The 19,894-nt window shown below is 38.9% G+C and carries 14 protein-coding genes, 1 pseudogene and 1 riboswitch; of the genes and pseudogenes, 2 read left to right on the top strand and 13 right to left on the bottom strand.

The window, feature by feature from the left end; translation table 11 throughout:
• Positions 1 to 446: 446 nt before the first annotated feature.
• The 3 genes and pseudogenes from RGU12_RS20735 to RGU12_RS20745 form a co-directional block, all read right to left on the bottom strand.
• Positions 447 to 2,141 (bottom strand): methyl-accepting chemotaxis protein, encoded by a 1,695-nt coding sequence (locus RGU12_RS20735; RefSeq protein WP_309537745.1) that lies wholly within the window; start codon positions 2,139 to 2,141, stop codon positions 447 to 449.
• 342 nt (positions 2,142 to 2,483) lie between these two features.
• Entirely contained in the window at positions 2,484 to 3,206 is a 723-nt protein-coding gene (locus tag RGU12_RS20740; protein WP_309537746.1) for an EAL domain-containing protein, read from the bottom strand.
• 241 nt (positions 3,207 to 3,447) lie between these two features.
• Positions 3,448 to 3,532: riboswitch (cyclic di-GMP riboswitch) on the bottom strand.
• Between the two features lie 474 nt (positions 3,533 to 4,006).
• Positions 4,007 to 4,336: pseudogene (locus tag RGU12_RS20745) on the bottom strand (catalase); the annotation flags it as partial.
• Between the two features lie 339 nt (positions 4,337 to 4,675).
• On the opposite strand from RGU12_RS20745, the gene katA reads away from it, so the two are divergent.
• Both katA and RGU12_RS20755 read left to right on the top strand, forming a co-directional pair.
• On the top strand, positions 4,676 to 6,136 hold the full coding sequence (gene katA, locus RGU12_RS20750) for a catalase KatA (protein ID WP_309537747.1): 1,461 nt from the start codon (positions 4,676 to 4,678) through the stop codon (positions 6,134 to 6,136).
• 88 nt (positions 6,137 to 6,224) lie between these two features.
• On the top strand, positions 6,225 to 6,641 hold the full coding sequence (locus RGU12_RS20755; protein WP_309537748.1) for a Fur family transcriptional regulator: 417 nt from the start codon (positions 6,225 to 6,227) through the stop codon (positions 6,639 to 6,641).
• A gap of 195 nt (positions 6,642 to 6,836) precedes the next feature.
• Here RGU12_RS20755 and RGU12_RS20760 read toward each other — a convergent pair.
• The 10 genes from RGU12_RS20760 to RGU12_RS20805 all read right to left on the bottom strand — a co-directional run bounded on the left by RGU12_RS20760 (position 6,837) and on the right by RGU12_RS20805 (position 19,876).
• A protein-coding gene (locus RGU12_RS20760; protein WP_309536917.1) for an IS3 family transposase occupies positions 6,837 to 8,398 on the bottom strand; the annotation gives its coding sequence in 2 pieces (ribosomal slippage) (positions 6,837 to 7,756 and positions 7,756 to 8,398; 1,563 coding nt in all).
• 85 nt (positions 8,399 to 8,483) lie between these two features.
• Positions 8,484 to 9,377 carry a permease-like cell division protein FtsX gene (ftsX, locus tag RGU12_RS20765; protein WP_309537749.1) on the bottom strand — a complete coding sequence of 298 codons (894 nt, stop codon included), beginning with the start codon at positions 9,375 to 9,377 and terminating at the stop codon, positions 8,484 to 8,486.
• Entirely contained in the window at positions 9,367 to 10,053 is a 687-nt protein-coding gene (ftsE, locus tag RGU12_RS20770; protein ID WP_309537750.1) for a cell division ATP-binding protein FtsE, read from the bottom strand. Before ftsE ends, ftsX begins: the two co-directional genes overlap by 11 nt.
• Positions 10,054 to 10,464: 411 nt before the next feature.
• Entirely contained in the window at positions 10,465 to 10,809 is a 345-nt protein-coding gene (gene cccB / locus RGU12_RS20775; protein WP_309537751.1) for a cytochrome c551, read from the bottom strand.
• Positions 10,810 to 10,864: 55 nt separating this feature from the next.
• Complete coding sequence (locus RGU12_RS20780; RefSeq protein WP_309537752.1) at positions 10,865 to 11,731, bottom strand: YitT family protein; 867 nt, start codon at positions 11,729 to 11,731, stop codon at positions 10,865 to 10,867.
• A 192-nt stretch (positions 11,732 to 11,923) separates the two neighbouring features.
• A complete protein-coding gene (locus tag RGU12_RS20785) occupies positions 11,924 to 16,621 on the bottom strand; it encodes a lamin tail domain-containing protein (RefSeq protein WP_309537753.1) in 4,698 nt (1,565 codons plus the stop codon).
• Positions 16,622 to 16,823: 202 nt separating this feature from the next.
• Entirely contained in the window at positions 16,824 to 17,633 is an 810-nt protein-coding gene (locus tag RGU12_RS20790; protein WP_309537754.1) for a YfjC family protein, read from the bottom strand.
• Between the two features lie 481 nt (positions 17,634 to 18,114).
• Complete coding sequence (locus RGU12_RS20795) at positions 18,115 to 18,240, bottom strand: hypothetical protein (protein ID WP_309537755.1); 126 nt, start codon at positions 18,238 to 18,240, stop codon at positions 18,115 to 18,117.
• 29 nt (positions 18,241 to 18,269) lie between these two features.
• A complete protein-coding gene (locus RGU12_RS20800; RefSeq protein WP_309537756.1) occupies positions 18,270 to 18,611 on the bottom strand; it encodes a hypothetical protein in 342 nt (113 codons plus the stop codon).
• A gap of 23 nt (positions 18,612 to 18,634) precedes the next feature.
• Complete coding sequence (locus RGU12_RS20805; protein WP_309537757.1) at positions 18,635 to 19,876, bottom strand: hypothetical protein; 1,242 nt, start codon at positions 19,874 to 19,876, stop codon at positions 18,635 to 18,637.
• Positions 19,877 to 19,894 lie beyond the last annotated feature (18 nt).

The raw sequence follows: 19,894 nt of genomic DNA on the forward strand, positions 1-19,894 counted from the left end.
CTTGTAGTTCTTGTATTAATTGGACTAAAAGTTCTGCCGATGCATTTACTTCTACTGTGTTATTAATTCACTGTTCGGATGATAAAGTATAGTTTGAAGGTTAAAATGAATACCTAAAAAGGGAAATCCATTTAGGATTTCCACTTTCTAATCTCCCATACTATCGATAATCATAAACAAGTTTAGTTCGGGACCTTTTTCATAATTCATAGCATAAATTCTTAAACTTTTATAAGAATTGTAAAAGTCAATAATAGTACAAGTCCCTCATTCAATTAATATTCCAGCATAGAATTCCTTAACAACTTTTGTTCAATCCCACTCAATTTAACCCGGATATCACGCATGCTTTATATCCTAATTTAATTTGAGGTCAAACAATCATAATAATGTTCATGATTGGCATGTACTCACACGCTATTAATCTATATTAATTCATTGTTTTACTAGTTGACCTTGAATCGCTGAATCAAGGTATTTAAGGTGTTCGCATTTTCTTCTAATGATTTTGCACTTGCTGAAACCTCTTCCATTGAAGTGCTTGACTGTTGGGCAGTTGCTGAAACTTGTTCAACTCCGGCAGCACTTTCTTCTGAAACAGAAGCAATATTTTCGATTGCAGAGTTAATCGTTTTTGTATCGTCTAAAACATGATAAAGTGAAGATGCCATTGAACGAATCTGTTCACCAACTGTTTCAATAGCCTCTTTTAGCTGTGTAAATGTTTCTCCTGTTGTTTTAATCTGCATGGTACCTTCATCCACCAAATTGTAGCCCTCATCAAGTGATTCAACGACTTGTTTTGATTCGTCCTGAATATCCGAAACAATTGAAGTAATGTCTGTAACTGATTCGCTTACTTGTTCAGCGAGTTTGCGAACCTCATCAGCTACCACCGCAAATCCTCTTCCATGTTCTCCTGCTCGTGCAGCTTCAATAGCAGCATTTAATGCCAGTAAGTTTGTTTGTGCAGCAATTTCCTGAATGACATTTACTAGTTTAGAAATGTCATTAGTCTTGTAATCTAACCCTTTGACCCTTGAAAGAGATTGCTTCATTTTTTCATTGATAGAAGCCATTTTTTGAACAGATTCTTCCATGGAATCACTACCATCTTCCGTTAACTGAAGCATCGTATCTGATTGTCCTTTAATTGACTCACCCTGTGATGCAACTTTCATGATTTCTTGAGAGAAATTCCCCATATTTTCATTTAGGGCCGTCGAAGATTGAGCTTGTTCTTCTGCTCCAGCTGATAACTCTTCCATTGTTGTTGCAATTTGCTGGCTACCTGCCAATACTTCATCAGCGTATTGCGTAAGTTGCTCCCCCCTGCTCTTTACGTCACCGGAAACAACTATTATATCTTCTACGATAGTACGAAGACTATCATTCGTTAAATTGACTGATTGTACAAGTGCACCTATCTCATCTTTTGATTTTGTTTTCAATGGTTCGTGTTTTAAATCCCCATTTGATATTTGTTTCATCCGTTCCACTACCATTTTGATTGGTTTCGAAATAATGTACGAGGTTACAAAACCAACAATGAGACTCAATACAATAATTAGGACTGTAATTATTGAAGTTACAGTTAATGATTTATCACCATTTGATATTGCATCTTTTCCTAATTCTGTTAATCTTTTCTCCCTCTCTGCCGCTAACTTTTCATAGCCAGACATTAAATCACGAGCCTCTGGTGTAAGTTTTTCAAGATTTCTAAGTGCCAATTCTTCATTTCCCGCATCGTATTCATTAAACACTTCAGTGGTTATGCTTTCTCGCCAATCAACAGTACGCTTTATTAAAGCATCAAATTCATCGGTAACCTGTATCTCCCTAATTACCTTTTCTGCCTGCTTTCCTTGCTCTGAATACTCATTAAATCGTTCCTTAAAGTCACCACCAAATAATACATATCCTCGTGCAGTTCCAATTCTATTTGCAATGGATGCTACTAATTTTTCATCTGCTATCAATAATTGAACTTCGTCGTCAACCATAATCTCGATATTTTGGTTTGCTTTCTTCGTAACATAAAAGTTATAAACTCCCAAAATAACAACTAACAAAATAACAACGAAAAATCCAAATAAAATTTTCGTCCTAATACTTTTAAAATTCGTAATTTCACTCATTAATTTTCCACCTTCATTATTCCTAAATTTTCATCTGCTTTTTATAATTAAAAACTCTATCATGGCCACTAATTAGTAATCTTTTACTTATCTCATGTATGTTTAATAAACAAACTATTTACATTAATGAATCTTGCTTGCTCATTTCCTGCATTACACCTTTGATTTTGTATAAATCTCATAAAATATATCAAGTCACGATTTCAAAACAACTTTTCATCTTTATTTTTCTCTGTTAGATCAAGGTATCAACATAACTGCTTCTGCTAGTTTTAACTACAACCTTCATAAGTTGATGATTCTAATTTCAGAATCTTTTTTTCATAACTTTACTTAATTCTGTCAAACAAGGACTGGTTGAGGTCTGGATAAGAAGTATCCTTGACAAAACTCCACACCCAATGATTGTGCTACATGTAATTCTTCTATTGTTTCTACTCCCTCCAAGATTATCTTTGTATCAGAGTCGTAAAAGTATTGCAAAAGTAATAAAATCATTCTTTGTTTCTGAGATGAATTAGGTAGATTTATAGAAAAATATCTTTCAAGCTTAAGATAATTGGGTTCTAATTCAATAAGTGTACACAAGGAAGCCCATCCGTGTCCGATATCATCAATTGCGATAAAATATCCCAGTTTTTGCAAAAAACGAACACGTTCTTTAATGAGATTAATATTCTCTATTACTTCAGACTCAACAATTTCAAATACTGAACGAAATCTTGAATTAGGGAACGCTTGTAATAAACTTTCTATAAAAGAGGGAAATTGAGGATTTAAAATCGTAGATGGATAAACATTTACGAATAACAATTCCTCTGTAAGTGATAGGCCACTTGAAAAATACGAAAAAAATGCTTTCCTAATTGATGCTGTATCCAATTCAAAAAGCCTATTTAACTCTTTTGCCCTTCTAAAGATCAATTCAGGATTTTCGTGATTTTTCCGAAAAAGAAATTCTGTTCCAATTTTTCTCATTTCATTTATGTTGTATATTGTCTGACCATGATGAAAAAAATCCTTCTTTCGAATCATTTGTTTAATATCAATATTGACCAATAACACAATTACTTTCATTCCTTAAACAAATTTCGATTCACGAAAATCTTCAATTAAAAACATTTTTCATCATAAAAAGACCTATTTTCAACAAAAATGCCGAAAACATCGGTATATTTTTACCCCAAAACCAATTCTTTGCTAGATTGAGAATGATAAAGGCGCCTAAGGTGTGAAAATGAAAGAAGCTGGAAGCACAAAAAAAGATGACTAAACCGAATAAACGGGAGTCATCTATCTCCGCCATTTCGGTAACCCGACTACCATAGCATGTTTGCTTTAGGCTCGTGGCTTTGCGTCCTTACCTTTCGATAAGTTTGCCGTTATCGTATAGCATATTCATTAATATATTACTTTAGACCTATTTATAATATGACAAAACTACTATAATTTCAACAAAATTAGACAAAATTCTTCAATTTTCTTTGAATATTGACTAGAAAGTAACATTATAAGCAGTTCCTATAGGGCACATCTTTTACGAAAAAAAAGGGGTATGAGCGGAAAAGTTATGCGTTTGTGAGGGAGTTGTAAGGTTGCAACTGGGCTTTTGGCCTCGTTTTTTGCTAAAAATAGTATTTCTGGCTTAAAAACAGTATTTTATGATTAAAAATAGTATTCCTTCAGTAACAACAGTATTTTTGAGTTAACGACAGTAAATAACGAATCGTCTATGGTCGTTAGCCCAACCTCTATGGCTCTTATTTTATTTTTATTGGCGTTAGCATGGACCCTATGGTCATTAATGAGGTTTCTATGGCTTTTAGCAAATTTCAAAGCTTTTTTTACCTAAGAAAGCATCGGTCCTGCCGAAACAGCTTTGCTCGAGTGTACTTAGAAACCGGCTCGTCGTCAACCTTGCCGTACGCTTCAAAATACCCGTGCGCCCCTGCCCCTCTTGCGTGAACCACCCTTTCTGGAACTCGTTCACGGTCAAAATGCGAGATCTTTTCAATAAAATCGTAATTCTCTAGTGTGGATGGCCCACGATTCCCAACTGTTCGGATATTTTGATTATCCGTAACCGGGTGTCCCTGCCTTTTTGTTAACGAATCAGCCGATTCCCCTGTGCCTAAGCGTTCATCGTGAGGTCCCCCCACTCCTTCCACGCTTCCATGATGCTTTTTATCTTTCATGTCACATTGCCTCCTAAATTCAAAAGTCAACGTAGTTATTTCCAATTGTTTCTTTTCCTGCGTAATTAGAGAAAGAGCGTAACTTATGATACTCTCAAAATTCTCAAATACAATTAAAAACCAGACTTAATTGAAAATCAATAGATTCCGTTAAATAAAATCCCAATTGTGAACATGAATATTCCGCAAGCGATATTTCGTTATTACAAGCATAAATATCGTTAATTTTGGATAATCCATTTTATCCATATTATAATTATTATAAAAATGTATTGATTTTTAATTTATACTTGTTATTATAATATACATATTCAAAAATACTACCAAGAGGTGATCTAATTGACTACTACTAAACTAACGACAAGTTGGGGAGCTCCAGTTGGAGATAACCAAAACTCAATCACAGCTGGCTCAAGAGGACCAGTACTAATCCAGGACGTACACCTTCTAGAAAAATTAGCACATTTTAATAGAGAACGTGTACCAGAACGTGTTGTTCACGCGAAAGGCAGTGGAGCACACGGTTATTTTGAAGTGACGAATGATGTATCCAAATATACAAAAGCAAAACTATTTAACGGAATTGGCAAGCGTACTCCTCTATTTATCCGTTTCTCAACGGTTGCTGGGGAAAATGGCTCTGCTGATACAGCGCGTGACCCACGTGGTTTTGCGGTTAAATTCTATACAGAAGAAGGAAACTATGACATCGTTGGAAACAACACACCAATTTTCTTTATCCGTGATGCGATTAAGTTCCCTGATTTTATCCATACACAAAAGCGTCATCCCCAAACACACCTAAAGAATCCAACAGCAGTATGGGATTTCTGGTCTCATTCTCCTGAATCTTTACACCAAGTGACTTGGTTAATGGGTGATCGTGGAATTCCTGCAACATGGCGTCATATGCATGGATATGGAAGTCATACGTTTAAGTGGACAAATGCAGAAGGTGAAGGTGTTTGGATTAAGTACCACTTCCGTACAGAACAAGGTGTGAAGTGCTTAACAAATGAGGTTGCAACAAAACTTGCTGGAGAAAATCCAGATTATCATACAGAGGATTTGTTCAATGCGATCGAAAAAGGGGACTTCCCTTCTTGGAAGCTTTACGTTCAAATTATGCCATTGGAGGATGCGAATACATACCGTTTCGATCCTTTTGATGTCACGAAGGTATGGTCTCAAAAAGACTATCCGCTAATCGAAGTCGGCCGCATGGTATTAAATCGCAACCCTGAAAACTATTTTGCAGAGGTTGAACAAGCGACGTTCTCTCCTGGGACTTTAGTACCTGGTATCGATGTGTCACCTGACAAAATGCTTCAAGGTCGTCTCTTTGCATACCATGATGCACATCGTTACCGCGTGGGTGCGAACCATCAAGCCTTACCAATCAACCGCGCAAGAGTGGACGTGAACAACTATCAGCGCGACGGTCAAATGCGCTTTGATAACAACGGTGGTAGTTCAGTATATTACGAGCCTAATAGTTTTAGCGGTCCAAAAGAAGCGCCAGAAGCGAAGCAGCACGCTTTCCCTGTTGAAGGTATTGCGAACAGTGTAGCTTACGATCAAGACGATCACTACACACAAGCTGGTGACCTTTACCGCTTGATGAGTGAGGAAGAGCGCAACCGTCTTGTTGACACAATAGTGTCATCAATGAAGCCAGTGGAGTTAGAGGAAATCAAACTTCGTCAGAGCAGTCATTTCTACAAGGCTGACCCAGAATACGGAACTCGTATCGCAGAAGGCCTTGGACTAGCAGTACCTGGTGAAGTAGTAGCAAAATAAGTTTCGTTTCATTTTATTCTCACATAGTATAGGTATCCGCTTCTTGGATACCTATTCTTTTAAAAATCAATAAAAGAGGTTGTTACTCATGCAAGAACTCGTACCCTTTTTAAAAGAACGCGGATTACGTATTACGCCTCAACGAACATTAATCTTACAGACTATCCTTTCTTTAAAAGGCCATCCAACTGTGGAAGACATTCATCGTCAAATACCGCATATTAGCCTTGCCACCATTTACAACAATGTCAAACTGTTTGTTTCACTACGGATTTTAAAAGAACTGCCATATGGCAATGGATTGAGCAAATATGAGCTTTCCAATCAACCAAATCACTACCATATTTTATGTGAAGTATGTGGAGACATTATTGATTTCAATTACCCGACTCTTACTCAAATCGAGGATGTTGCGAACAAGCTAACCAAGTTTAAAATTAATTCACATCAGATGGAAGTGTACGGACTTTGTCAATCGTGTCAGAGAAAAGAAGGTGATTTTTAAAATGCCAAAACAAATCTGTCCAGTATGTAAAACAGAAATCAAAATCCTCAAACACAGCACAAGCTGCAAATGTGGGATGAAACTAAAGAAAACAAAAACCATTCTTGCGGGATAGAATGGAGTCAAAGCGCAAAAAAGCACACCCAATATGAACTGCCCCCTGTCAAGTAGACAGTGGAAATAATAAAAAATGACCTAAGCGGCTTTAGCTCTATATTCCATAGGGCTAAGGCCGTTTAGCCGTTTTTGATATCTATTGTGATTATAGAAATATATATACTCGTCTATCGCTTTAGATAGTTCTTCAAATGTAGCGTACTTATGCAAATAAAACTTCTCGCATTTGAGTGTTCCCCAAAAGGATTCCATTGGTCCATTATCTATACATCGTCCTACTCTAGACATACTTTGTGTCATTTCTGCCTTGTCTATTATCCGTTTGAAGCCATGAGATGTGTATTGAAAACCACGGTCACTATGAATAAGAGGATGGGCTCCATCCAACAACTTGGTAGCTTGGTCAAGAGTATTGAACACAAGTTTATTGTTATTTGAATGTCCTAATACATAACTTACAATCGATCCATCATATAGATCACGAATAGCGCTTAAATAGGCCTTCTTTGATGTTCCATATTTAAATTCCGTGACATCAGTTACCCATTTTTCATTTGGTTTTTCAGCCGCGAACTCCCGATTTAACACATTCTCCGCAATATGTTGTTGAGGGGTAGAGTGCTTATAACGTTTCTTCTTTTGACGGATGACAGACTGTATATCAGCAACTTTCATCAGTCTATAAAAACGTTTGTGGTTGAAGTTTTGCCCAAGTTTTCGATTAATGGTCATCATCATTCTACGATATCCATAGATGCCTTCTACTTCTTCATGAAGAGCTTTCATCTCTTTAATAATTTCTGCATTCTGAAGTTCCCGATCAGAAGGAGTACGCTTTAGCCACTTATAGTAAGCAGCCCGTGTAATACCAGCGACATCACAAAGTAACAAGATGCTTAGATTTTCTTTCTTATGAAGTTCCTGAATCGCGATATACTTGTCCTCAAATCGAACTTGGCTTACTTTCGCCTCCTTTCGATCTCCTCTAACTTTTTTAAAAATAAATTCTCTGCACGTAAACGTTCATTTTCTCTTTCTAACTTTTTCATCTGAAGCTTTATTTTCTCTTCTGAAGTTAATTCAGCTTCTTCTTTTTTCCTCCCACGCTTATCTTTCAGCGCTTCATCTCCGCCATCCTCATACTTTTTAACCCATTGATATACCTGCTGGTATGAGACATTATAGACATCGGCTGCCCTCTGATAATCTTTTCGATTTTTAATGCAGTAGTTCGCTATTTCAATTCTCTCTTCTACTGTTGTTTTTCTACCTTTGGTCATAGACTGGTTTCTCCCCTTCGAAGTTTCCTTTAATTCTCTATGACCATTATAAAGCTTAATCCATCCTTGCAGTACAGAGTGACTAGATATTTCGTACTTATGAGTTAACTCAATAAGAGAATAGTTTCCAGACAAGGCATCTCTTACGGCAGCTAACTTTAATCCCTTTGAATATCGCTTCCAACCATTGGATCTTTCAAGCCCGTCTAAACCAAATTGTTCGTACTTTTCTCTCCAAGTATAAAGAGTTCGCTTAGAGATTTGATGTCTCTGGAGAAACTCCCCTAAGTTTAATTCTCCCTTTTCATAAGCCTTTAAAATTTTATATTTTTCTTCCTTAGAAAACTTACTTTTAGCCATACAAAAATACTCCCCCAAAGGAAACAGATTTTTTTATTTCATCTGTCTACCTTTAGGGGAGCATATCAATAAGGTGTGCTTTTGCTTATACTTTTAGGAACTTTCGAACGGACATTAAACTTCCCCATACTCCAATAAATGCGCCAATTAGAAGCAGCAGCCCCGTTACTTGGAAGGCAAATGGATTAAATGGCAATAGCTCTAGGAATGTTCCACTTAATTGTGGTTGAATCAAATCAAATAAGAAATTATAGAATCCGAGAATGATCCCAATTGGGATGATGGAACCCAGAATTCCAAGGAACAAGCCCTCTAGGAAAAATGGCCAGCGAATAAACGCGTTTGTTGCCCCAACTAGCTTCATAATCTCAATTTCTCTTTGTCTTGCAAAAATCGTAATTTTAATTGTATTTGAAATTAAGAACATGGCAGTGAAAAGGAGACCGATGATTAGACCGATTCCAATGTTGCGTGAAATACCAACGCTACTAAAAATCTTTTCAACTTTTCCTTTTCCATAATTTACATTATAGACGTATTCCATTTTCTCAACCTGTTCGGCAACCTTCATGATATCTTGTGGTTTCTTTGTTCTGACAACGAACACATCACGAAGTGGGTTACTTTGCTCGTATAATGCAAAAACTTTCCCGTCTTCACCAAAGCTATTGATCATTTCTTCAAGTTCCTGTTCTTTAGATGAAAATGTAACTTCTGAAACTTCAGGTATTTTTTGAATTTCTGCTTTTAAGGCATCCTGTTGTTCTTTTGTTGACGTTAAGTCCGTGAGTACACTGATACGGACGTCCTTTTCAAGTGAAGTCGCCATGCTGTTTAAGTTCATCATGATGACTAAAAATACACCTACAAGGAGTAGTGTGACGGTCACGGCGCTGACAGATGCGAATGTCATCCAGCCATTACGCCCGAGGTTTTTTGAACTTTCTCTAAAGTGACGGCGGAGTGTGTTAAGCTTCATAGCCGTAATCACCCCTTACTTCATCGCGCGCAATTTTTCCACTTTCAATCGCAATTACACGCTTTTTAACGGTATTCACAATTTCACGGTTGTGGGTTGCCATAATGATGGTCGTCCCGCGGAAATTAATTTCTTCAAAAATATTCATGATTTCCCATGATGTTTCTGGGTCAAGGTTACCCGTAGGCTCGTCCGCAATGAGCGCACCTGGAGAGTTTACAATGGATCGTGCAATCGACACACGTTGCTGTTCTCCACCGGATAATTCATCTGGTAAAAATCGTGCCTTATGCTTTAGACGAACAAGGTCAAGCACATCCATCACACGCTTTTTGATATTCTTCGGGTTTTCTTCGATTACTTCAAGTGCGAATGCTACGTTTTCGTATACAGTCAATCGCGGTAAAAGCTTAAAATCCTGGAACACGACCCCAATATTTCTCCGTAAGAGGGGGACCCTTTTTTCCTTTAATTTTGCAAGGTCAATGCCGTTTATGACGATTGATCCTTTTGTCGGCTTCTCTTCGCGGTACATCATCTTAATAAACGTCGACTTCCCCGCTCCACTCGGACCAACGACATACACGAACTCACCTTGTTCGATTTTTACATTTATACCATTAACGGCCATGACGCCGTTCGGATACTTTTTATAGACGTCCTTCATTTCTATCATACGAATCACCTATCATCGTTTTTTTATCACTCTTATTTGGGTATTATGGCCCACCATCTATTATGTGGGATAGTTAGTAATCTATCAAATGAAAATAGAAGCGCTCATGTCTCTTTGAACATACTTGCGCCCCTTTTAATCTATGCAACTTGAAATTATAAGACAAAATGAACTAGATTTCATTACTTTTTCCATTATAACATCATTTTTCGTCAAAAAACGACCTAAAATTATTACATTTTCGTTTCATGGCAGTTAAGGTTGCGTTGGAGATAGTTTTAGATGCTGGTGTGTAAATTTTGGTATTGGGGGAGGCTGTAGGTTTTGGACTTGGTAGTGCCAGACATTGTGCCTATTTTAACCAATTTAAAAGCCTTCCGGTTCATCCGGAAGGCTTACATACTAATTAAATTATTTTTTCTCAGCTAGCCATGCAGCAACTGCGTCTTTTTCGTCACCTTTGATTAGACCTTTTGGCATTGCGCCACGGCCATTTTCGATGATGCCCGCAATTTCGTCTTGAGAGTATTTAGCTCCGACTTGTTGTAGACTTGGGAAACTTCCAGCACCTGCTAAATCTTTACCATGGCATGAAGCACAGTTTCCTTGGTAGACTTCCTCTGCATTTACGGCAGTAGCACCGCCATTATCACCTGCTGGCTCATTGGCTGCATTGTCGTCGTCCCCACCACCACATGCTGCTAGAGCAAGTACAAGCGTAGTTCCTAATAGAAATCCAAATAGCTTACGTTTCACAGAATTTACCCCCTGTAATAAATTTTTCCATTATACAATCCTTATTATACCCCTTTTACGCCCTTTTAAAACCCTCTCCTAATACCTCTGCAGCGTCCATAACGACAACAAATGCAGAGGTATCAATGCTTTGAACCACTTGTTTCAATTTTGTGAACTCTTTCTGGTCAACCACACACATGAGCATTGGACGCTCATCGTCGGTGTAGCCCCCGTATCCGGAGAGCTTGGTTACCCCTCTGTCCAATTTGTCAAAAATCTCCTGTCGAACTTCATCCTGAAGGTTCGTAATAATGAGAGCCATTTTTGAATTACCTAGACCAACCTGTACCAAATCAATCGTTTTGCTTGTGACAAAAAGTCCAATCAGTGCATAAAGTCCACTCTCAATATCGAATACAATTGCAGCCGTTACAACAATTAAACCATCAATAAAAGCGACACATTTTCCAAGGGAGATTCCTGTATACTTATGAACTATTTGAGCGGCAAGGTCTGTCCCACCTGTTGACGCATTGCCCCGGAATGTGATGCCAAGTCCTAAACCTATTCCAATCCCGCCAAATAGTGCACCGAGCAATGGGTCAAGTGTTGCGGGTTCCAGATTTCTCGAAAGGTAAACAACAAATGGTAGAAAAAGAGTGCCAATTAATGTACGAGCACCATATACCTTTCCAAGAAAAATGACCCCTGCAATAAATAAAGGGATATTAAAAGCCCATTGAACATAGGCGGCATCCCAACCAAAGAGGGAGTTCAAGATGGTACTAATCCCACTTACACCGCCAGAGGCTACCTTGTTCGGTAACAAAAACAGATTGAAAGCTAGGGCCACCGTGGCTGAACCAAGTAGTATGTATATGTATTCCCTTACCTTTTGAAGTGTTGGATGTACTTCGTGCTGACGTTTTCTTCTTTTCATGAAAATACCTCCGTTTGCTAGCCTATGGCAGTATATCATGGGCTCAAAACCAAGTAAACGCCAGCCATATAACGTGGTAAAGCAACAAAATATACATCTACAGAATTAGTTTGTAACGAGATATGAATAATTATTACAAAAATGAATATCAAAGTGAAAAAAGAGCCATCTCAGACTCTTTTTTCGTTGTGCTTATTTACGAAATGTCCAAATATCTGAAACGGTTTGGCCCGTGTATTTATCCTCAGCTATCGTATACCATGAGTAAGAACGTCCACTTTCTAACCCTTTCCAGACAGTCTCTGCGATTTTTCCGCTTTTCGCCTTGTCAGTGCCGATTACATGATCTGTGTAGACATTTACTGAAAAATAATCGGTTGCGACTCGTTTTGTGACTGGTGCTAAATCCATTTCAATCACAAATTCATCTTTTTCCGGATACGCATCTGGGTTGTAGTAATTGTAATCGTCAAGATAAGGGGAATACGTATTAACTATAATTCGATTATTATCTTGATCGAAATGCAGTAGCCTCATGTAACCTTGGCCACCCTCTGGTCCTGCCTGGTAATCAGCAAGCATTTGTGTCACAGTACGGTCAGGAACACCGTCTCCGTTATCATCAATTTCATCGACTAACGTTTGCGCCTCATGGTAATGACCACTCAACACCATGATCACATTTTTATTTGGAACAACAATTTCGTTATAGAGCTTGTCACCTAATGGATGTCTAGTACCTGTCGCAAGCAAGTATTCATGGAAACTTAAAATGGCCTTGCGATCAGGATGGGCAGCTAGCACATCATTCACCCACTGAATACCTTCATCCGTTATACCCCAACCAAGGTACACCATGATATAATCATTGCCACCGACTGAAATTAAGTCAAAATGACCTCGATTATTTAGGTAGGAACCACCGTAATATGGCTTATCCTTAAATCGATCTTCCCCAAAATACTTATAAAACTGGGAATAATCATTGCTCACTTGATCCACATCATGGTTTCCTGCAAGAACTCCGTATGGGATGTTATTGTCATCAAGTACCTTCATCGCTTTATCCGCGTTCTTCCATTGATAATCCTGATTTGATTTATTCACTAAATCACCTGTATGGAACACATATTTAATTTTGAGCTTTTCCTTCATTTCGGCAATCCACTCAGTTTGTCGGTCATAAATATACGGATAGCTCTCTGAGTAAAATTGTGTATCTGACATCCAAACGAAGGTATAGTCATATTCATCTGGCGAGCTTGGAATTTCATCCTGAACAATCACATTTATTTTGGACTCTCGTACAAAGTCATTCACACCAACTTCACCGGAGAGTTCAAAATCCTCTTTACCCGCTACTTTGTAATCAATTAATGTCCATTTTTCTGTATTATGGTTCCATGCGTACATCGAAACCTTTCTACCCTCAAGGGAATTTCCTTTCCATAAAAGCTCGACACGATCCTTTTCATCAAGTGAGGCATCTACTGTGACGTCAAATCGATGATAAGGAAATTGAGTATCCGATTCAGATACCAAATACTTGCCGTCTGCTTTTGAAACAAGTGATGTATCTTCAGACGTGAACGACTCTTCCCCTTGAGGTATCATTTCTTTTGGCGGCTCAAAATCACCTGCATTTTTAAAGCCTTTCACACCTGAGTTCACATCGTATTGATACGCCTCATAAAACGTGACATCTAACTGATCCTTCGTTGGGTCCTTCACCTTTACCTGTAAAACGGGGTCGCCATCAACCTGCGCATTTTCTTTAGGTGAGACGAGCTCTGGCTTCAATGGATTTTCATCAGCAACTTCAAAATGAAATACCTCTTCTTTTTGATTGTCTACTTTGTCCGTTGCCACAACCTTAATCTCATGTTTACCTGCCTCAAGCTTGGAGGACGCTGTTTCAAACGGAACTTGAATTTCCTTGCCATCTAAAGTAACCGTTACTTGATCAACCCCGGAGAGCTTATCCTTCACATCTACATCAATCGTAAAAGCACCCTTGTATGCTTTCTTTTTCAGGTTCGTTTTAACATCAGGTGCGGTGTTATCGACTAAAACCTCTGCGCTAACTTCTTCATCTGCATCCTGGACAAGAACCTTGTGCTTCTTATCCTTAACAGAAGTCGTATCCCATTTATAGGTTAAGGAGTGTGCTTCCTCTTCGGTAATTGTAAACGTAAAATCTACGAATGGATTGTTATCATTCATTTTTAGAATACGTGATGGATCACTGTAGTTCGAATCCTTGATCACCGTTCCATCTGCAAGAACTAGACGTACATTTCGTAAATCATAGTCATCACGGTTTTCCGCGGATTCAAGATCAAATGGGGATGCCTTGTTACCGGAACGAACGGTTATCGTCGTGTCCCCAACTGGAAGTCGCTCAGGCTCAATTGGGATACTGAACGTTTTCCACTGCGTGAGCCAATCTTTATCCATCACATATAAAACTTCTTCTCCCATTGTAACGGCATTTTGGAAATACGTATTCAACCCATTTACCTCAAATGCAAAATATGCTGTGTGTTCAAGGGACGGATAGATGCCTTCCGTTACTTCTTTGCCATCAATCAATAGCTTCATTTTATCTGGAGAATCTACCGCAGATGTAGCCTTAATGATTTTTTCCCCTCGAAGCATTTCTCCTTCTTCCAGATTGAGACGGAGGCTTGAACTGTCAAGGTCATTCGTAATGGTTACGCGATAATCCTCACTTTTCACTTCATTTCTTCCATCGGACACGACGAAGTAATAATCCACATACTCATGTCCAATTAAATCAGGTGAATAAATGGTGTGATGATAAAGGAGATCATCGTAATTCTCTTGTAAAATCGCTTCACTATATTCATCTTGATGGTCAATTTTATAGTACAAACGAACAGATTTAACTTCCTTGTCGTCTGTTACGTTTGCCACAATGTCTATATTATCTTTCTGGTTCACCTCGGTCGTTTTCGTTAGATTGTCAATCGTTGGTGGCACTGTGTCTTCTTCGATTTGGACAGGCTGACTTGGTACTTGGAAGCCTTCAACTCGACCTGGAGTCGCATCCAGGATGCCCACCTTTTTTGAAAGTGTAGATTTATCAGTTGGATAGAGATAGACGATCCCTTTGTTCGGAAAAGTGTCATCTACGTTCGGCTCATCGTTATAATAAGCGACCGAAATCTCTTTATGTGTGTTCGTTCCAATTACTAGTCCACGCATGCTGCCATTTGCCATACCGTCACTGTAGATACGAACAATATTCTTGTTTTCAACCAAATTGGAGCCATAGTTGGCATTAAAATCAGCAACGGTCTTCTCACCGTTTTGTGTATTAATGATCCAAAAGACAAGTGTTTCCCCTGCTGGAATTACAACATCCTCTGGCACGGACGGCCAGACAACATCGGTACCAGGGTCTGTTCCGTATCTGTAGTACATTTTATAATTTTTAAAATCGATGTCTTCACTGCTGTTATTGTAGATTTCGATAAATTCATAACCATCAGCAGACCCTACATTCGATGAATCAGGGACAAGCTCAGTTATAAGCAAATGAGGGATTTTTGAAAAATCAACCTCTGGCTGCACGACCTGAATCGTGAATTCTGCGGTCTTTTCTGTGTTTACACCATCACTTGCTTCAAGATAATAGGTGATTTCATCATACACATGGAAACTCGGGATTTCCGCTGTATAAGTTTGATTGTTTGGACTCATTGGTAGCGCAGTGAATTCATTTTTGTCACCGATTTTGTAAAAAAGCGTCACACTTGGAATAGCAAGATTATCCGTTACATTTGCCTCGAGTTGAATCGGCGCCAGAGGCTTGCTGCTTGTAACTGGTGTATGTGTAATCACAGGTGCTTCTGTGTCATCAGGTACATCCGGAAGATTCACCGGTGTTTCCGGAACCTGTGCTTGCTGGATTTCACCTGGTGTTGGCTGCGCTAGCACTTGGTGCTTTACCATTTCCGTTCCTGAAGGTGGGAATTTATATTCGACAACTGCCCCCGTATTATCGGTTTCCCCCGCTAGATAGCTAGCAGAAACGATTTCAGTTCCTTGATGATTTTTAATGACGATGGCACGATTGCCGCCATTTGCAAAGCCAGGGAATACATCTGTAAACTGGATGACTTTCTCCTCGGGTAATTCTGTTCCAAAATTCGCATTAAAATCAGCTAGCGTTTTATTACCGTTATTAAACCAAAAAACTAATGTTTCTTGCGGTTCAATCGTTGTTGCCGGGATTTGAAATAGCAAGTCTTTCCCAGTGTCGGTATAACGATATGTAAACGTGTAATTTGTTAATGTTTGCGGTTGATTGGTGTTGTTATAAAGCTCAAAATACTCGTAATAATCGGTTCCAGCACCCTTTGAATTCGGTGATATTTCAGTAATAAGAAGGTGTGGAAGCTGATCCGTGTTAACTTCAGTTGGTTGAGTTTCTTCACCAGTTGTTGCTGGCGGAGTTACCTCTTTAATTGTTGTGGTTTCTTGGGTTGGTGGTTCTTCTTTAGTTGTTGAGTCGTCTTGAGTTGGTGGTGCCTCTTCGGTTGTTGATTCTTCTTGAGGTTCAGGTTGTTCCACGGTTGCTGGATGTATTTCGGTTTCAGGTTCTTCCGGGGTTGCTACCTCGGTGGTTTGCTCTTCTTTGGTTTCCGATTCAGTCTTAGTTGGTTCTTGTGGAGACGCTTCTTCCCCAAGATCCTCAGATTGTTGGTTCTGTGTCTCCAGTGCTGAATTAATAAACTGGTTTTCCTCTGCAAATACCATTTTCGATCCTGTTGCAAGACTTACATTGGACAGTAAAATGGTAAGTGTAAAACTGACAATCAATCCTTTTTTCAGCTTGTTTCTCACTCGTTTCCCTAAAATCATCTCGCGTTCCTCCCGCAATATTTATCCTTCATGTAAATCTTATCTGTACTCTGTTAATAGCTTGTAAACTTAAGGTAAAAATTATAATAAAATTGGAAGGAATAGGAATTAAGACTCACGTTATGTTACATTGATAGTTCCTATTTGCTACTAAATAAAAAAAGACGACTGTAAAAGTCATCTTTGGTTTCGGGATATGATTTTATACCTCAACTGAAGCAGCCACTGTTCCAACAGCGTCTAGTATTTCGTGCCATTCCTCGTATGTATTTAATTTGATGTGGACTGGCTTTTTCTCATTTTCCACGTATTCCACGATCCACATTCCTTGTGTTGAAGGTAAAAAGAAAACAATATTTGCGAGCAGAAAATCTCCTTCTATGTTGGGAATCTCAAAGCGTGAAATATTATAAAGTGACCATTCGTGTTCTTCCAGGTCTTCGATGAAGGAATTGAAGCTCTGTTCTTCTGGTGGTGTGAATTTTGCCTTTTTTCGGACCTTCGCTGTTTTTGACTGATCACTCAACCAATCAAAAGCTTGGTCAGTGAGGAAGAATTCGTGCATTTCTTCGGGGTGTTTGCCTGCGTTGTCAAATGCGTAAAAGTCCTTTATGACCGTCGGAATTTCCTCATTTGATAATAGGGCGAATTCATGCATGATGTCTTCTGCAATGACATGGGCGAGCCAAATGTCATCTTCAAAATGGTGGATCATTAAAACACTTCGTCCAGAGAGGTTCGAGCACCGAATCATCCATTTGGATTCTACATATTGCTTAATAAAAATTTGCATCTCATCGCTTAAGGGGTGTTCATCTTCCCCTGTTTTATCAGGATCCCAAAGCGACTTAATCACCAGCTGGTGAATAGTTGATTCCATGATGGCATCCCACTCCGCAGGAGACTTTTCCCCATACGATGCTTCTGCAATTCCCTTAGCCACAGCCGGATAACCGCAAACTGTAACCAATAAAGCCAATTCCTCAGTTGTACATGTTAACGCATGATTCATTTTGGTACCTCCTTTGGTTTTGGTTGGTGTGGTGCGTTTATTTTGCAAACAGCTGTGTTTTCGTACCTTCACCTCGTTGATTTCTGTCTTGTGAGGGAACGAATACTGCTTTTTCTTACCTTCATTCCTTCGGTTGCTTGTCTTTGAAGGTACGATTAACGTTTTTTCTAACCCTCACTCCTTCGATTGGTCGCCTGTGAGGGTATGACTACTGTTTATTCTTACCATCGTTGTTCTGGCTGCCTACCTGTGAGGGTACGGTTACCACTTTTCACATAATCAACTACAAAAATATCGCATGCAAAATCAATTTGATAATGTAATAGATTATTATAAACGTTATAAAGAGCATAAGGAGTCTCCATACAATCCATGAATAGCGGTTTAGCTTTTTATAAATGTATGGGCCTACGCCTAATAAGAGTTGTTTTATAAAAGTAATGAGTTTAAGAATTGGGTTATTTGTGTTTTTAAAAACACCTTATTCTAAGTGTTCAACCATCACGTTCCCTAACAAGAAAACTACTAGATAACTGACAAACTGCAGTGTGAACCACATAGTAATAGTAAGCATAACTGTTTCGATTATTTCACTAGCATTGTTCATCATTTTACTTCCTTCTAGTTACTAGTACACTACAAAAACACCGCATGCAAAGCAACTTTGATTATGTAGTAAATGAGCATAAACAAAAGCCCCATAACAAGTGTGATGACAAGCATAAGTAGTCTCCGTACAAGCCATGAAAAACGTTCTAGCCTTTTGTAAATGTACGGACCAAGGCCCAGTAGGAATAAAACGATAAAGGTAAAAAGTTTGAGAAATAGATTTTGGGTGTTTCTAAAAACACCCGTTTCTACGTGCTCGACCATCACATTTCCTAGTAGGATTGTAACTAGGCAGACGACAAACTGAAGTGTAAACCAAGCTCCTATAACGGTTGTTATTATTTCAATTATTAATTCAGTACTATACATAATTTTCATCCTTCAATTTTGAATTAGCCAAACCAACTACTAACTGATTTAAAGACTGATTTCCCAAAATCCTCAACTGCTCCTCCAATTTTTTTACCAACATCCTCTGCGAATCCAGCTACTTTCTGACCAACATCCTTAATTTGATCACCAAACTTAGAACTGACAATTCCGCCAACAAGTCCTCCAACAGCTCCACCAACGACTACTCCAACTGGACCACCGACGCTTCCAATCATTGCACCAACCTTTGCACCACCTGCAATTGCAACAATGTCTGCACCTACTCCTGCACCAAATCGACCAAATTTTTCAGCGTTTGATAAACTAGCATTCTTCGGGTCTACAAACTCTGTGGCATTTGCCCCTACGGAGATAACAGTACTTAATATTGGTATTCTTTTGGCAACACTCGTAAACCCTTTTGATTTAGCCAAGTTCTGTGCCACTTCTTTTGAACCAATTGTAATCCTCTCATGGAAACGACCCATTAGAGTTGTTCCATGCATGGCTGCATTCACGTTTTTTGAAAAACCTGCTGCATGCTTTAACAAGGCGGCTGGTCCCCTATAGGAACTAACAAAAGAATGCACTCTTTTTAAAAGCGGATTCGTAGGTGTTGTCTGAGTAAATTTATGAATGTAGTTTGCAATCTTTGAACTATACCCCGTTCGGCTCGTCCATGAAGGCTTTGCGGTTACCGTAAATTTATATTGTCCGCGAAATCTTTGCCCTACAGTTGGTTTACCGCCTACATAGTTAATTTTTAAATTCCTCATTAAAAAGGTTGAGGTTGCCACAGACAATACCTGGGAGCCAACTAAGGCGATGTCCCCGGCACTTAGCCCGTCATTAATCGTTTTAAAATAGGACAGTACTTTATGCACAAGTCCTGATGGGACATTCTTTTTCGATTTTGTCGATTCGGCCTTTTTTCCACCTGTTTCCGGAATCGCCGGCTTCATATTCCGAACTGCCTCCAACGTCATAAATGTACTGTTTAAGTAACGTTCTGTCGACGAATAGCGCGTTGTTGCTAGATTCAAAAAGGACTCTATCCTCTTTAATTTTGTTTCTAATTGATCGATTGATTGACCTGCTTCAGTTAGTTGCGACCGTGCTGAAGTCCTGGCCAAAATGCGATAATCAATGGCGTTTCGGACAGAAGCCACGCCTCCCTCAATAGAGGAAAGTTTTGAAGCTATGGATCCTAATTGAGGACTCATTCCCATTACTTGATTAGGTTTAATCGTGATTCTGGACAAAACTACACCTCCTTTGAT

It is taken from the genome of Ferdinandcohnia sp. QZ13 (assembly GCF_031324165.1).
In the GTDB taxonomy this organism is placed as follows: Bacteria; Bacillota; Bacilli; order Bacillales; family Bacillaceae_L; genus Ferdinandcohnia.

Coding starts and splice junctions, on each gene's coding strand:
- RGU12_RS20735 (WP_309537745.1), bottom strand. CDS start 2,141: ATGAGTGAAATTACGAATTTTAAAAGTATTAGGACGAAAATTTTATTT.
- RGU12_RS20755 (WP_309537748.1), top strand. CDS start 6,225: ATGCAAGAACTCGTACCCTTTTTAAAAGAACGCGGATTACGTATTACG.
- ftsE (WP_309537750.1), bottom strand. CDS start 10,053: ATGATAGAAATGAAGGACGTCTATAAAAAGTATCCGAACGGCGTCATG.
- RGU12_RS20785 (WP_309537753.1), bottom strand. CDS start 16,621: ATGATTTTAGGGAAACGAGTGAGAAACAAGCTGAAAAAAGGATTGATT.
- RGU12_RS20795 (WP_309537755.1), bottom strand. CDS start 18,240: ATGAACAATGCTAGTGAAATAATCGAAACAGTTATGCTTACTATTACT.
- RGU12_RS20790 (WP_309537754.1), bottom strand. CDS start 17,633: ATGAATCATGCGTTAACATGTACAACTGAGGAATTGGCTTTATTGGTT.
- RGU12_RS20800 (WP_309537756.1), bottom strand. CDS start 18,611: ATGTATAGTACTGAATTAATAATTGAAATAATAACAACCGTTATAGGA.
- RGU12_RS20780 (WP_309537752.1), bottom strand. CDS start 11,731: ATGAAAAGAAGAAAACGTCAGCACGAAGTACATCCAACACTTCAAAAG.
- ftsX (WP_309537749.1), bottom strand. CDS start 9,377: ATGAAGCTTAACACACTCCGCCGTCACTTTAGAGAAAGTTCAAAAAAC.